12 protein-coding genes are annotated in these 14,950 nt (G+C 56.7%); 10 read left to right on the top strand and 2 right to left on the bottom strand.

Annotated features, from left to right (window positions below; all coding sequences use genetic code 11):
- Window positions 1-1,965, bottom strand: coding sequence for a tetratricopeptide repeat protein (locus tag ACQUWM_RS00265; protein ID WP_428920784.1), 1,965 nt, complete (start codon window positions 1,963-1,965; stop codon window positions 1-3).
- Between the two features lie 52 nt (window positions 1,966-2,017).
- Window positions 2,018-2,431, bottom strand: a complete 414-nt coding sequence (locus tag ACQUWM_RS00260; RefSeq protein WP_428921408.1) for a pilin — start codon at window positions 2,429-2,431, stop codon at window positions 2,018-2,020.
- Window positions 2,432-2,842: 411 nt separating this feature from the next.
- On the opposite strand from ACQUWM_RS00260, the gene pilB reads away from it, so the two are divergent.
- The 10 genes from pilB to ACQUWM_RS00210 all read left to right on the top strand — a co-directional run bounded on the left by pilB (window position 2,843) and on the right by ACQUWM_RS00210 (window position 14,880).
- Window positions 2,843-4,558: a type IV-A pilus assembly ATPase PilB gene (gene pilB / locus ACQUWM_RS00255; protein ID WP_428920783.1), complete on the top strand. Its 1,716-nt coding sequence runs from the start codon at window positions 2,843-2,845 to the stop codon at window positions 4,556-4,558.
- A 2-nt stretch (window positions 4,559-4,560) separates the two neighbouring features.
- Complete coding sequence (locus tag ACQUWM_RS00250) at window positions 4,561-5,778, top strand: type II secretion system F family protein (RefSeq protein WP_428920782.1); 1,218 nt, start codon at window positions 4,561-4,563, stop codon at window positions 5,776-5,778.
- Window positions 5,779-5,864: 86 nt separating this feature from the next.
- Window positions 5,865-6,740, top strand: a complete 876-nt coding sequence (locus tag ACQUWM_RS00245) for a prepilin peptidase (RefSeq protein ID WP_428920781.1) — start codon at window positions 5,865-5,867, stop codon at window positions 6,738-6,740.
- Window positions 6,740-7,339: a dephospho-CoA kinase gene (coaE, locus tag ACQUWM_RS00240; protein WP_428920780.1), complete on the top strand. Its 600-nt coding sequence runs from the start codon at window positions 6,740-6,742 to the stop codon at window positions 7,337-7,339. Before ACQUWM_RS00245 ends, coaE begins: the two co-directional genes overlap by 1 nt.
- Window positions 7,332-8,411: a hypothetical protein gene (locus ACQUWM_RS00235; protein ID WP_428920779.1), complete on the top strand. Its 1,080-nt coding sequence runs from the start codon at window positions 7,332-7,334 to the stop codon at window positions 8,409-8,411. The genes coaE and ACQUWM_RS00235 overlap by 8 nt, the downstream gene beginning before the upstream one ends.
- Complete coding sequence (gene tsaA / locus ACQUWM_RS00230; protein WP_428920778.1) at window positions 8,408-9,139, top strand: tRNA (N6-threonylcarbamoyladenosine(37)-N6)-methyltransferase TrmO; 732 nt, start codon at window positions 8,408-8,410, stop codon at window positions 9,137-9,139. Before ACQUWM_RS00235 ends, tsaA begins: the two co-directional genes overlap by 4 nt.
- 85 nt (window positions 9,140-9,224) lie before the next feature.
- The gene (locus tag ACQUWM_RS00225) at window positions 9,225-11,576 is read left to right on the top strand and encodes a response regulator (protein WP_428920777.1); all 2,352 of its coding nucleotides are present in this window, start codon (window positions 9,225-9,227) and stop codon (window positions 11,574-11,576) included.
- A gap of 39 nt (window positions 11,577-11,615) precedes the next feature.
- Window positions 11,616-11,804, top strand: coding sequence for a DNA gyrase inhibitor YacG (gene yacG, locus ACQUWM_RS00220; RefSeq protein WP_406988449.1), 189 nt, complete (start codon window positions 11,616-11,618; stop codon window positions 11,802-11,804).
- A gap of 160 nt (window positions 11,805-11,964) precedes the next feature.
- On the top strand, window positions 11,965-12,525 hold the full coding sequence (locus tag ACQUWM_RS00215; RefSeq protein ID WP_406998995.1) for a YfaZ family outer membrane protein: 561 nt from the start codon (window positions 11,965-11,967) through the stop codon (window positions 12,523-12,525).
- Window positions 12,526-12,660: 135 nt separating this feature from the next.
- Window positions 12,661-14,880 (top strand): hypothetical protein, encoded by a 2,220-nt coding sequence (locus ACQUWM_RS00210; protein WP_428920776.1) that lies wholly within the window; start codon window positions 12,661-12,663, stop codon window positions 14,878-14,880.
- Window positions 14,881-14,950 lie beyond the last annotated feature (70 nt).

Raw genomic sequence — 14,950 nt, 5'->3', positions numbered from 1 at the left:
CTAGTTTACCTCTTTTATCTTCGATTCCTGAGCCTTGAAAACCCCAAGGGCATTTCTTACATCCCCCAACTGGATTTCATTCTTTCTCTTCTCAAACGGATTAATAGACGAACCGATGATTGCCTCACTCCGATCCAGGAATAACTCGGCGCTTTCGAATAGCCCGGCTGAAGCAAGCAGGTACGCAGCGTTGAGAAGATACCCAACATCCTTGGAGAGTTGGTAATTGGATTCAAGATAGCTAATTGCCTTGTCTAGATTACCCTGCTTCGTTGCCAACTTCGCCATATTGTTTTCAATACTGATTCTCGCGCCCGTTACCTGGGTGAAGGCCTCGGTCTGAAGATATCTTGAGGTAATGGATTCAAGCTCATTCAATTGCAGGTTGCAGCGATCAGTCCCAATCCGCTCGGTAAGCCAGTTGAGGCCTTCAAGACTGGCGTGTTCAAACCTTGCCCTGTCTATAACTTCCAAAAGCCCTTCTAGGTCATAGTCTATGAACCTTTCATTGAAATTATTACACCGATCCACAATAAAGCCATACAGGTAGTACCCGGCATCCCTTTTGATGTAATCCTGGCCTTCCAGGAAGATCCTTTTAGCCTCAGAAAAGCGGCCTTGTTCAAGCTCGTACCGGACAACCTCTATTCGCGCCCTGAGAGATTGGGGGTTGTCTTGTAGCCAAACGTGAAACAGTACGCCCGGCTGCCCCCAGGTTGTAGTAGAGCCAAAAGTCACAATAGCCAGAAGCAGTAAATAGGGGGCAAATACCAGCGCTGTCCCTTTAATTCTCAGAAAATGGTATACCCCGACTACCAACGCAATCCAAAGACCAAGCGACGGCAGGTAATTCCTGTGCTCAAAATACAGCTCCAACGGCAAAAACGTCGATTCCAGAAAGTGGCCAGCAATAAACCACGCCACTCCAAAAAACAACAAAGGCACCCTCTTTCGCAACAAGGTGCCGATTACGATAGTCGCGATCAGAAACAACCAGCAAAAGAATGTAGATAAGGGGTGAAAAAGATTTCTGGAGACCGGGTAATCATCGTGAAACGCCCCGGATTCCGACATTCGGGGAAGGAATATCTGAGCCAGATAGTCGACGATTATGCGACCTTCTGTCAGCAACCTCTCAGTCATTGTAAACGTGCGCTTTGCATACAACTCGCTCATTCGGGAGACATTCAACACGTAATACGAAATGAGCATCAGCACAACCAGAACGGAAAATGCAACTGCCAACCTGTACAAATGGGGATTATCCCCTCGGAGCTGCTTTATCAGAAAGCCGATACACGCTGCATAAAAGACTATTGAAATCGCTGTTTCTTTGAATAACAAACCGACCACAGCGACAAAACCTGCACAGAATATCAGGACGGTCGCTTTAGGGCGCTGATGCTGATTCCAGGCATAGGTTAATAAAATCAAGGCCACCAACGACATGGTTCCAGCCAGCAATGTCATTCGCTGAATGGTCATGAACACGGAGGAAACCTGAATCGGCGCAATGGCCCAGATAAGCGCGATGGTCGCCCCCAAAAAAATCGACTCTTTGCTGGAGTAACGCGGCAATAGCACTAGTAGGCGGTATGCAAGCCAGAACACCAGTAACGCATTCAATACATGGAATAGAACATTGGTTAGCTTGAATTCCAGGGGGGGGGCAGGCCAAGCATTATCATCAATCAACAGTGACAGAAAGCTCAACGGGCGCCCGGTAGCACTTGATCCACTACCAACCAACTCCAGAACCTCAGCGGTGGTGTCAATCTCTCCATCACTACCTGCCAATTTCTGGAAATGAATCGGATCATCCAAAAGAAATGGCCCGGTAACCCCTGGTTTGTACAAGAGGAAAACAACTGTCAGGAGGAAAAAGGGTACGAGCAGTGAAAGCAGGAACTGTCTGTCTATGCGCATAGTGTATCCAAAAAAATGGCCGGCATATATGCCGGCCATTCTAACCACTCTTGGAAGCAGAAAACTTTATCTTCGCAAGCCTGATTACTGATTAACGGCAGTTAGCCGGACGGAATTTGCCAGGTACGTCACCATCAGTACATGTCCATTCGACCGATCCTGCGTTAACAGTACCACGGTAGACGATGGTAGATCCTGCAGTAACACCAGCATCTGCCTTGAAGGCGACGGAGATAGTAGTATTGTTGATAGTAACAGCAGTTACGTACTGCGAGTCAGGTGACGTGTAGCCCGCACTGGTAGCGTTGTCTGGCCAATTCGCCGTGGAAATCCGGTATTCACTCACAGTCGTCCGAGCAGCATTAGCCGCCGCGATACCTTCGGTGATCTTTGCACGGGTGGTGTAGTCCTGATAAGCCGGAATAGCAACAGCCGCCAGAATACCAATGATCGCCACAACGATCATCAGTTCGATCAGCGTAAAACCCTTTTGCGCTTGATTCATCTGAATGTTTTTCATATTGAACCTCAGTGTTAGTCGGTTTTTTGAACTCGGAATGGCTCCGGGGCCGGTGGAGCTGCGCCCCGCAACCGGTTTGAGCCTGAGGGACTTGCAAGCAGGGGGCGTGCCAACATCCTGATTAAATTAATAAATGCCCGGATAACAGCGCGATGCGGGCCCCACGTGAACCAGATCACACTAGACGCAAATGTGAAACAATGTCAATCAGCGTCAGAGTGTGACAATTTTGGTCACCAACCCACTAAATCTCACCACTCTTCCACGCCCTCAATTCTTGAGCAGGATCATGCTTTACAGTTCGTGACTTTCCAAACCATTCCGGGACATCTAAACTCATGTTCATTCGCTCTTGGCAGAGTTTCAGCAACTTAGGCAGCACTCTTTATATCCTTTATGGCTACCAACAAATCCAACGTAACGCTTACCGGCCTCGCACGACGCTTTGTGGAGGACGGGCTGCTCGATGAGGCGACCGCAAAGGACGCCTTTATCCAGGCCTCCCAGAACCGCATTCCCCTGATCACCTATCTTGTTCAGAACAAGTTAGCGGACAGCAGCGGGCTGGCCTTTTCCGCCGCCATGGAGTTTGGCGTATCCGTTCTGGACCTCAGCTCCTTCCTTCCGGAAATGTTTCCGGAAAAAGTGGTTGATGAGAAACTGGTTCGCAAGCACAACGCACTCCCCCTTTACAAACGCGGAAACCGCCTGTTTATTGCGGTTTCTGACCCTACGAATATCCAGGCGCTGGATGAAATCAAGTTCAACACTGGCCTCAGCACGGACGCCATACTGGTTGATGACGCAAAACTGCACGAAGCCATCGACAAGTACCTGGAGTCCCATGATTCTTCGATGGGAGATCTCGATGACGCCGATCTTGAAGGCGTAGAAACCGAAGGTGGCGAACAGGAAGACGATGGAGCAGTTAGCACCAGCGATGTTGATGACGCCCCCATAGTAAAGTATGTCAACAAAATGCTTCTGGATGCGATTCGGGGTGGTGCGTCGGACGTCCACTTTGAGCCCTACGAAAAAGTGTACCGGGTACGTTATCGGACGGATGGCATTTTGAAGGAGATGTCCCGCCCCTCTATCAAGCTGGCCCCCAAGATCTCGGCCCGGGTAAAAATCATGGCGCAGCTGGATATTTCGGAGCGCCGGGTTCCCCAGGATGGCCGGATCAAGATGAAGCTATCCAAGACTAAAGCCATCGATTTCCGGGTTAACACCCTGCCGACGCTGTGGGGCGAGAAGATTGTTCTGCGAATTCTGGACCCCAGCCAGGCCAAGCTCGGCATCGATGTTCTTGGGTACGAGGAAGACCAGAAGAAGCTCTATATGGATGCACTGCAACAACCGCAGGGCATGATTCTGGTAACCGGCCCCACCGGGTCGGGTAAAACCGTTTCCCTATACACCGGCCTGAACATCTTGAATACGCCGGAACTGAACATCTCCACAGCGGAAGACCCGGCCGAGATCAACCTGGAAGGCATTAACCAGGTGAACGTGAATACCAAGGTCGGTCTGGGGTTTGCTGAAGCCCTGCGGGCGTTCCTCCGCCAGGATCCGGACGTAATCATGGTGGGTGAGATCCGTGATCTGGAAACCGCCAATATCGCCATCAAGGCTGCCCAGACCGGCCACCTGGTGCTTTCAACCCTGCACACCAACAGCGCGGCGGAAACGCTTACCCGAATGATGAACATGGGGGTGCCCGCTTTCAACATCGCCACATCGGTGAGCCTAATCATTGCCCAGAGGCTGGGCCGGAGACTATGTAACAGCTGCAAGAAACCCGCAGACATCCCTCACGACGTGCTTATAGCCGAAGGGTTCACACAGGAACAAATTGATACAGGCTTCACGTTGTACCGCCCCAAGGGCTGTGATAAATGCAATGGTGGATATAAAGGCCGCGTCGGTATTTACGAGGTGGTCAAGATTACCGACGAGCTGGCGAACATGATTATGGAAGAAGCCAGCTCCATTAAAATTGCAAAGCAGGCTCAGGCCGAAGGCTTCCAGAATCTTCGCCAGTCCGCCCTTAAGAAAGTAATTGAGGGTGTGACCAGCCTTGAGGAAGCCAACCGCGTGACGAAGGATTAACAATGGCAGAAAAAGCGCAAAAGCTTCAGGCATTTGTCTGGGAAGGTAAAGACCGAAAGGGCAACAAAACCAAGGGGGAAGTGTCCGGTTCAAATCTGGCACTGGTGAAAGCCCAGTTGCGAAAGCAGGGCATCAACCCGGACAAGGTCAAGAAAAAGCCCAAGCCCCTGTTCGGCGGCAGTAAGAAAATCACGCCGTTCGATATCGCCATGTTCACCCGCCAGATGGCGACCATGATGAAAGCCGGGGTACCGTTGGTTCAAAGCTTCGACATCGTTACAGATGGACTTGAAAACCAGGGGCTCAGAGAGCTGGTTGCATCCATCAGGAATGATGTCGCCTCAGGCACCAGTTTTGCCGGAGCTCTCCGCAGGCATCCAAAGCACTTTGATGATCTTTACTGCAACCTTGTGGACTCTGGTGAAAAAGCCGGTGCTCTTGAGCAAATGCTTGACCGGATTGCGACCTATCTGGAAAAGACTGAAATCCTGAAGAAGAAAGTCAAGAAGGCGATGACCTACCCGATTGCGGTTATTGTGGTTGCAATCATTGTTACAGCCATTCTACTTGTAAAGGTGGTGCCGCAGTTTGAAAGCCTTTTCCAAGGCTTTGGCGCAGATCTTCCTGTTTTCACACAATTCATCATCAGTATTTCAGAGTGGATGCAAAAGTGGTGGTTCATCGTACTTTTGGGCATTGTCGGGTCTATATTTCTGTTCAAAGAAGCGGTGCGAAGATCTCAGAAGTTTTCCGATCTTATCGACAAATATCTTCTGAAGCTCCCAATCGTTGGCGAGATTCTCGATAAATCCGCCGTGGCAAAGTTTGGTCGCGTATTATCGACCACTTTTTCCTCCGGGGTTCCTTTGGTGGAGGCTCTGGATTCGGTATCCGGCGCCACCGGTAACGCCATCTATCGGGATGCTGTGCTTCGCATCAAGGATGATGTTTCCAGCGGTACACAGCTTCAAGCTTCTATGAAGCAGGTCGGCGTCTTCCCCGTTATGGCCGTACAGCTGACCGCAATCGGCGAGGAATCCGGTAACCTGGATGAAATGCTGGAGAAAGTCGCAGACCACTACGAAAATGTGGTTGATGATATGGTCGACAACCTGACCGCCCTGATGGAGCCGATGATTATGGTGGTTCTGGGTGTTCTGGTTGGCGGCCTGATCATTGGCATGTACCTGCCGATCTTCCAGATGGGTCAGGTGGTATAAGCGTCATAAATCAGCTAGTTGTGTCGGATTACGGCTTCGCCTAATCCGACCTACGTTTCTTTCCGCTCCTGGTTTTCGGATATTTCATGCTTATTCTTGAGTCCCTGCTGGCCACGCCGTGGCTGCTTTATTTGTCGGTTGTTCTGTTTTCCCTGTGTATTGGCAGTTTCCTGAATGTGGTGATTCTTCGTTTACCGAAGATGATGCATCAGGACTGGCGTTGCCAGTGTGAGGAATTCCTGGAACTGCCGGAGGGGCAGCGCAAGCCTGAAACGCCCGTTACACTGGCTTCCCCCGCATCCACCTGCCCTTCCTGCGATCACAAAATCCGCGCCTGGGAGAATATCCCGGTGGTCAGTTACCTGGTGTTGGGCGGTAAGTGTTCTTCTTGCAAGGCGCGGATTTCTCCCCGTTACCCGATCATCGAGGCACTGACGGCGATTTTCTCGGTGGTGACTGTTGCCATCCTCGGGCCGACGGAATCCTCGCTGTGGGCGCTGCTGCTGGTGTGGACACTGGTCGCGCTGACGATAATCGATTTTGACACCCAGCTGCTGCCGGACAGCATGACCCTTCCGCTGATGTGGGTGGGGTTGGTACTCAATTACTTTGGTGTACTGACGGATTTTCATAGTGCATTCTGGGGAGCTGTGGCGGGTTACTTGTCGCTGTGGTCGGTGTATTGGCTGTTCAAGCTGGTGACTGGCAAGGAAGGCATGGGCCATGGGGATTTCAAGTTGCTGGCTGCCCTGGGGGCCTGGCTGGGCTGGCAGTTGTTGCCGGCGGTGATTTTGTTGTCATCTGTGGTCGGGGCCGTTGTGGGGATTTGTTTGATCATATTCCGCAAGCAGGGGCGTGAGGTGCCGATTCCGTTTGGGCCGTATCTGGCGGCGGCCGGGTTGCTTTGTTTGTGGTTCGGCTCCGAGATTCAGAGTTGGTGGTTTGGGTTCTTGGGGGTGTAATGGCGGTTATCGGGTTAACCGGGGGTATTGGTTCCGGCAAATCTACCGTGGCGCGGATGTTTGGGGCGCTGGGGGTGCATTGGGTGGATGCGGATGATGTGGCCCGCGAGGTGGTGGAGCCAGGCACGCCTGCGTTGGCCCGGATTGCCGAGCATTTTGGCGCAGAGATTCTGCAGGTGGACGGTTCGCTGGACCGGGCCCGGTTGCGAACGATTGTGTTTGAGCACCCGGATGAGCGGGCCTGGCTTGAGGGCTTGCTGCACCCGGTGATCCGCGAAGAGCTGATGCGCCAGCTCCAACCGGCGGACTATGCCCTGCCCTATGTATTGCTGGTGTCTCCGCTTCTGCTGGAGACGGACCAACACCAGTTGGCGGAAAAGGTGGTGGTGGTGGATGTGCCGGTGGAGGTCCAACTGGCCCGCACCATGGCCCGTGATGACAATGATCAGGCGCAGGTTGAGCGTATCATTGCCGCCCAGATGCCCCGCGATAAACGCCTGCAAAAAGCCGATGAAGTGGTCGATAATAATACGATGTTGAGTGACGTGGAACGCCAGGTCAGTGAGCTGCACAAGAAGTTTATGGTGGCCTTTGGGTAATAACCGTCTGGCGGCGCCGGCATTGCTCTGTGGTGTACTGTTGGCGGCTACGGCGGCCCATGCCGCTGACCCTGTTTTCATTATCCGGGAACCAGCCGTTCGCGATGTGCTCTCCCCCGAATCGCTACCGCCCGATTTCTATGATTTTTCCCCCGATGACTACTGGCTCGAACCCAGGGATTCCTATTGGCTGCATTTCAGCAACTGGGTATTGCGCCAGGAGCGCACCCAGGGTTCCCGCGTACAGGCGTTGGGCGAGTGGGCCGACCGCACGTTTTCCGGCGCTGCCGCCGGCATGCCCAACAACCAGAGCTACCTGCGGCTGGGCTTTGCGACCGAGTCAGAATACGGGGATCCCGCCCAGTTGGACCCGGAAGCGCGGTTCCGCCTGGATATTCCCACCGTGGAGGAGAAACTGCGGCTGGTTATCGAGAGTGAAAGCGACGAGCTGATTCCCCTCGCGGAGCGGCGGCGCAACCGCCAGTTGACCGAGGAAGAGCGCTCGGACACCGAGGCGACCGGCGCCCTGCGTTACCTGTCGGAAGTCGGCGATGCGATCAACCTGAGTAACGATGTGGGTGTGCGTCTGCGCTTCCCCACGGATGCGTTCTGGCGGGTGACAGCCGACAAGCGCTGGCGTCTGGATGACGACTGGGGCCTGAAAGTGGAACAGCGGCTGTACTATTTCCACCAGGACGGCTGGGGTGCACGGAGCTCGTTCGGGGCCGGACGGAGTCTGGGCAACGGCTGGAAATTCCTGTCCGCCAGTGAGATGGAATGGGTGCATGTGAAGCGTAAGTTCGAGATGGCACAAACCTTTAACTTCCACAAACGTCTGAACAACCGCGCTACCCTCAGCCCGCGCCTGGGCATGCTGGGCGAAAGCCAGCCAAACTGGCGGCAAACCTCGATTTTTGCGGACCTGACCTATCGCTACCGGCTGCACAGCGATTGGCTGTATGGCGAGATTATTCCCGCGATGGAGTTCCCCCGGGATGAGAGCTTCAAGGACCGGGGCTCCCTGGTGTTGCGGATCGAACTGTATTTCTCGGGTACCATTGACCGATCATGACCTACACACCTGAAGACGCATTGACGTTAACGCCCATCGCCCATGCTCGTTCCTGTTTCCGGGACAAGTTCGGAGTGCCCCGCCAGCCGGGGCTGACTCGCCACGCCCACGCCGATCTGGTGATTGCCCCGCCCTTCGACCGGGAAGACGCGTTCCGGGGCCTGGAAACCGCCAGCCACCTTTGGCTGACCTTCCAGTTCCATGAGGCGGTGCGGGAAGAATGGCGGCCGGTGGTACGCCCTCCCCGCCTTGGGGGAAACCGTAAGATGGGCGTATTCGCCAGCCGCTCGCCGTTCCGCCCCAACAGCCTGGGGCTGTCGGTCGTGCGCAATGAAGGGTTGCGGCGGGAAAACGGCCGGCTGATCCTGCAAATCAGCGATCATGACCTGATTGAGGGCACGCCGATCCTGGACATCAAACCCTACCTGCCCTTTGCAGACTCGATACCCGACGCGACCCTGGGCTGGGCGGATTCGCCACCCACGGAGCGCCTGCCGGTGGTGTTCCTGGAGGAAGCGGAAGCGCAACTGTTGGCCCTGCCCATGGAACCCTACCGCGACCTGCGGCGTCTGATCGAAGACGTGGTGAGTTACGACCCCCGGCCATCGTTCCGCCGCGGGCGTGAGGAGGACCGGATTTACGGCGCTCACCTGTATGATCTGAATGTGCGTTTCCGGTTTATCCATGATCATTCCGGGGAACGTGTCGAAGTGCTGACGGTCTGTTAAACTCGCATCAGTTGAAGGCGGTTTCCGGTTTATAACGTTTTACAAGAAGGAATCGCCAGTTCATTAGTCACAGGGAATACGTGTCTTGCCCTTGATCCGGTTATTCAAACGAATAGGTGTACGGCCACTGGCGGCGAGGCTGCTGGTATATGTGCTGCTGTTCAGCCTGGTACTGTCTCTCGCTGCCACCGGCCTGCAGATGATCGGTGAGTATGAACGCCGTACCGATGAACTGCGCAGCACCCAGGAAAAGGCCGCCGAGCTGATTTCCGGCAGTATGAGCAACAATATCTGGCTGATGAATTTCAGCGAGGTTGCCAACAGCCTGGATGACATGCGGGCCATGCCAGTGATTCAGCACGCCCGCGTGGTCACCGCCAGCGGCGAGGAATTCAGCACCGGCACCTACCCCGAAGGCCGGGTGATCTCCCAGTCCTTCCCGCTGATTTTCAATCGCTCATCATTCCGCGGCACCCAGAACATGGGCACGCTGACCATTACCTCGTCTGCGGAGCAGGTACACAACGAACTGGTGGACCGGGCACTGGTTACCCTCGGGTTCCAGTCGCTGATTGTGCTGCTGGGCACCCTGGGGCTGTTGCTGATCGTCAGGATGATGTTGTCCCGCCATCTGGAAACCATGGCGGACTACGCCACGCGCCTGAACCTGGACGCCCTGATCGAACCCCTGCACCTGCGACGCAAGCCCCCCAAAAATCCGGATGAACTCAGTGAGGTTGAGCAGGCGCTGAACAAGATGCGGCTGCAGTTGCTGGAAGACACCCGTTCACTGAGACAGACCACCCTGCAATCCCAGGGGGAGAGGGATGAGGCCGTTCGCGCCAATCACGCCAAAAACCAGTTCCTGGCGAATGTCAGCCATGAATTGCGCATTCCGCTGCAGTCGGTACTGGGCTACGCCAACCTGCTGACCGACACACCGCTGGACCAGGAACAGCAGGAATACGTCCAGACCCTGCTGAGCGCTTCCGAAAGCCTGTCGTCGATCATCAATGACCTGCTCGATATCTCCAGCATGGAAGCCGGCAAGCTGGTGCTGGAGGATTTGCCATTTGATATGCGGGAAACCCTGAACGATCTGGTGCACATGCTTGGCACCCGCGCCCGCGAGAAAGGTCTTGCACTGGAACTGAGGGTGGACGAAAACCTGCCCTGGGCGCTGCGCGGTGACCCGGTCCGGGTACGGCAGATTCTGCTGAACCTGACTTCCAACGGTATCAAGTTCACCGATTCCGGCCATGTGCTGATCAGCGTGGAAGTGCTTGGTCGCAAGGACAATATGGTGCGCCTGCGGCTGGCCGTGGAAGATACCGGGGTCGGCATCAACCCCGAGGACATCCCGCTGGTGTACGAACCCTATGTCCAGCTGGGCCAGAGTTTCCAGCGCCAGCTTCCCGGGGCCGGCCTGGGCCTGACCATCTGCCGCCAGTTGGTCCGGCTGATGGACGGCACCCTGGAAGTGGAAAGCCGCCCCGGGGAAGGCACCACCTTCTGGGCGGAGCTGTCACTGCCGGTAGCGCCGGAGAGCGCGACCCGCATTCGCCCGGACACCCGAATGATTCAGGGCCGGCGGATTCTGGTGGTGGATTCCTACGAACTGTCCCGCAAGATTACCCTGGAGATGCTGTCACGCCATGAACTGCACATTGAAGCGGTGAAGTCGGCGGGCGAGGCCCTGACCTCGGTCCGTCTCGCTGCGGACAATCAGCAGCCCTATGACGCCATTGTGCTAGACGGCTTTGTGCCGGACATGGACAGCGACCTGCTGTGCCGGCAGATTCGCAGCAACCCGCAGTGGAGCGACATCCGCCTGTTGTTGCTGTCTTCCAACCCGCAGCGGGGAGATGCCGAGCATTTCCGGCAGGCCGGGGCCGATGCGTTTCTCAGCAAGTCCCTGCGGGAATCCTGCCTGACAGCGATTCTGCACCAGCTGTTTGCCGACCGTGCCGCAGGCGAGCGTCGCTTCCTTACCCGGTTCTCGCTCCAGACGGTCAGTGACACATCCCGCCGCAAGGAATTGCCCTGCAGTCGCATGAAAGTGCTGCTGGTGGAAGACAACCCCGTCAACCGCACCCTGACCCGTCGCCTGCTGGAAAAGCTGGGCTGCGATGTGATGACCGCCAATGACGGCGAGGTTGCCGCCACACTCTGGCAATGGCACCCGTTCGACCTGGTGTTCATGGACTGTGTGATGCCCCGCGTGGACGGGTTTGAGGCCACCCGGCGCCTGCGCCAGTGGGAGATCGACAACGGCCGCGACCGGGTGCCTGTGGTCGCCCTGACGGCCAGTGCCATGGAGAAAGACGAAGAACGGTGCCGCGAGGCCGGTATGGATTCCTTTGTTGCCAAGCCTGTCAATATTGAAATGTTGCGTGCAGTACTGGAACAATACTGTAAGGCATCCGCGCCCTCCTGATTCACCGGCTGAAGACACCGTAGGTTTCGCTCTAAAATGATGAAAGTAGAATGCCCCAACTGCAAAAAATCCGTTGAATGGAGCGAGAGCAATCCGTTCCGCCCCTTCTGCTGTGAACGCTGCAAGCTGATTGACCTTGGCGCCTGGGCCAATGAGGAATACCGGGTTCCGGCACAGAATGTATCGCCCGAGGACCTGGACCAGCTGGACGAGAATACCCGGCACTGACGCCGGGTTGCTGATCCATAATCCCGTATTAACAGGCCCTTACTCCGTTTTAAGTTGAGCAGCCCACGGCGTCCCGTTACCATGCGCTCATCTGAACAATCGTCGGCGCCGGCTGATTCCGGCGCCGGACTCCGTTCATTGACCCATGAAAGGTAGAAGAATGAAAGCAACCCGTATTTCCGTTCTTGCTCTGTCACTGGCCGCGGCTCCTGCTCTGGCAGCTGATCTGGACCTGAGCCTGACCAACGATTCCGTCAAGGGCCAGGTGAACTTCTTCGGCAACACGTCCGATCTGCAGCTGGGCACCGGTTACACCTACCACGAAGGTAGTCGCCACATCGGTAACGTGGATTTCCACGCCCAGGGCCAGACGGCTCTGGGAAACCTGCCGACCACCGCGGGTATCGGCCTGCGTGCCATCGGCTGGGATGACGACCACGTCGACGGCGGCGCGGTCGGCCTTGGCGGCTTTGCCACGGTCAACATCCCCGAAGTACCGGGCCTGTCGGTGACTGGCGGCCTGCACTACGCGCCGAGCATCCTGTCTTTTGGTGATTCCGAGGACATGACCAGCTTTGAGCTGCGCGGCAGCTACCGGGTTATCCGTAACGCCGAGGTGTTCGCCGGCTATCGCTACCTGAACACCGACCTGGATTCGCCCCTGCGCGGCGACATCAACCTGGACGAGGGCGTGATGGCCGGCATGAAGATCTTCTTCTGATCCTGCCACGCTCCTCAGTCTGATAGCGGGCGCCCTTCGGGGCGCCCGTTTTCGTTTCGTGCCCTGCCTCACTCTTTGCGTTCACCGCTCTTGCTAGACTGCCAGCTCATGTTCCGATAATGGATTGTCCCAGGCATGGCACTCAGCACACGTTTACCTGCATTCTTTCCCCGTTCCGGCAAACCACGCCTGCTCCCCTGCCTGTCACTGGCGGTGGCCGTTGTAGTGGCCGGTTGCGGCGGCGACAGCGCCGTTGATGAGGCGGGCTCCCGGGGTAACAGCTTTCCTCCGTCGAAGAACCCCCAGAATGACTTCAACCCGGGCAGCACCGGTGATTCCAACAACTCGACCGGTCTGGAGGCCAACGAGGTCCGGGTCACACTCGAAGTGCCGGCGGCGCTGGCGTCGGATGGGGAACTGACGCGCCGCAACCTGCGGATCGTGGCCCCGGACCGGGTCGACGTCTACCGCACCGACCAGAGCCTGCGCAACCTCGGCTCTGTTGACGTCACCCGTCGGACCGAAGACAGTGGCCGGGAAGTCATCGCCTTCAGCAATGGCCTGCCCCTGGGGCCGGATGTGGTGATCGAAGCAACCTATGGCAACATCCGGATGCGCGCCCTGGCGGCGGATGCGGACCGCGATGTAAAGGTCAACCCTTTCTCTGAATACCTGGTCAGCAACACCATCAGTGGTTATTCCCCGGACCAGTTCAGTCAGATCATGGACTGTGTCAACGATGCCTCCGGTGAGCTGTGTCTGAACAAGTATGTGTGGTCCACCCTGGCGGACCAGGTTCACGATTTCGAGATCGATATTCCCGATCAGGTCGATCTTGGAGACGCGCTTGATCACCTCGACAACCGCGGTGACTTCGCCCGTTATGTGGAAGAGATGGCGCGCTACGCGCTTCTGGACGAAGAGTCCTCCGGCAAGATCAGCGCCAGCTCCGCTGACTACAACACCGTGTTCCTCGGGATCGAACTGGGGCAGACCTTCCGCGAAACCAGCCTGGCCGGTTCAGGACAATGGGGGGTACGCACCGCCCAGGAAGAGAGCGTGACCGACAGCAACGGCGGCACCGGCTACGTCTACCCGGCCCTGACCCTGACCAGCTTTGATGCGTTCAATATTCGTGTTACCTCCCTGGCGTCGGATGTGCCCTATGATCGCGAAGCCCTGATCCATCAGGCAGGCAACGGGTTTTATCCCCGGGGGGTAGACCACTGGGATCTCAATACCCACGCATCCTCGCCGGGCGCCGCCACACTGCTCGAAGACACCCGGCTGCTTGCCGGACGGGCGCTTTACCAGAGTGTGACAGGCCGTGGCAGCTCCCAAATCCTCGGCTGGACACGCAACCCCTATTTCCTGGATGGTTTTGTCAGCACCACAGAAGAGGCCAGCGAAGCGCCTGATCGCATGCTGGCCGGGTATTTCAGCGCCGGCAAGGCCATCGAACTGGAGGCGACCGCAGACACCTTGCAACGCAAGTCAGTGCAGGAAGACCACTACCTGTCCGTACTGGAAATGAACCTGTTGCGGGAGGAGGGCTTCAGCCTGAGCGAGCTCAATGGCCGCCAATACAACGTGGTCTTCCTGGCAACCCGGTTTGCGGATGGCGCGGAGCCGCTGGCCATTGAGTCCGGGGTGGGTGACTGGACCATCAGCGGGGAAGATATCGCCCAGGTGATGGCCACCACCTCCATCGGCCGGGACGGCGGTTCCGGCGCCGTCACCGGGCCTGTGGCGGGCAACCGGGACGCCAGCTGGACGATCAGTTCCCGCCCCTCGCGACTCAGTGTGGGTGACCGGGAGATTGGCCGCCTCAATCTGGACATCAGCAATCCGTCCGGGCAATTTGCCACGCCGGATCTGGGCATTGGCGCCAGCACTCCTGACGGCTCCCTGCTGGCGTTCAACCTGGACAACGCCAACACCGGTGACGGCCTGCTCCTCGCCGCCGAGCAGACCACCACGCTTCCCCAGAGCGGCCGATACCGCCTGCAGGGTTTTGCCATGGGCCTGGCGAATGGTGAGAACCGCCTGCGACATTTCGGCAACGCCGTGCTGACCCTCGACTCAGCCACTCAGGCGACGCTGGACAGACGCACCCTTGATATCGTGCATTCGGTGGATGCGGAGAGTGTATCCGGGCCTGCGCCTCTCGACGGCGGCGAGTTGTCTCTGGCTTACTCCCAGGGCGCCAACGGTGAGGTGGCTTTCGTGGCGGGGGATCTGACCCTCACCGGCTTCGTGACGGCGGACCAGGATCAGATTTTTCTGCAATTGCAAAACACCGAAGGCGACGAGCAGCGCCTGGGGCTGCTAATCGCAACTCGGCTGCCGGAGTGATTGTCGGATTACGCTGACGCTAACCCGACATGGGTAACCCGGCCAGGATACAGACACGTATAACCTGTTA

This window comes from Marinobacter sp. DUT-3, assembly GCF_050379435.1.
In the GTDB taxonomy this organism is placed as follows: domain Bacteria; phylum Pseudomonadota; class Gammaproteobacteria; order Pseudomonadales; family Oleiphilaceae; genus Marinobacter.
This window is presented reverse-complemented; position numbering and strand designations above follow the sequence as displayed.

Coding starts and splice junctions, on each gene's coding strand:
- ACQUWM_RS00250 (WP_428920782.1), top strand. CDS start 4,561: ATGGCAGAAAAAGCGCAAAAGCTTCAGGCATTTGTCTGGGAAGGTAAA.
- yacG (WP_406988449.1), top strand. CDS start 11,616: ATGAAAGTAGAATGCCCCAACTGCAAAAAATCCGTTGAATGGAGCGAG.
- pilB (WP_428920783.1), top strand. CDS start 2,843: ATGGCTACCAACAAATCCAACGTAACGCTTACCGGCCTCGCACGACGC.
- ACQUWM_RS00260 (WP_428921408.1), bottom strand. CDS start 2,431: ATGAATCAAGCGCAAAAGGGTTTTACGCTGATCGAACTGATGATCGTT.
- ACQUWM_RS00210 (WP_428920776.1), top strand. CDS start 12,661: ATGGCACTCAGCACACGTTTACCTGCATTCTTTCCCCGTTCCGGCAAA.
- tsaA (WP_428920778.1), top strand. CDS start 8,408: ATGACCTACACACCTGAAGACGCATTGACGTTAACGCCCATCGCCCAT.
- coaE (WP_428920780.1), top strand. CDS start 6,740: ATGGCGGTTATCGGGTTAACCGGGGGTATTGGTTCCGGCAAATCTACC.
- ACQUWM_RS00245 (WP_428920781.1), top strand. CDS start 5,865: ATGCTTATTCTTGAGTCCCTGCTGGCCACGCCGTGGCTGCTTTATTTG.
- ACQUWM_RS00215 (WP_406998995.1), top strand. CDS start 11,965: ATGAAAGCAACCCGTATTTCCGTTCTTGCTCTGTCACTGGCCGCGGCT.
- ACQUWM_RS00265 (WP_428920784.1), bottom strand. CDS start 1,965: ATGGCCGGCATATATGCCGGCCATTTTTTTGGATACACTATGCGCATA.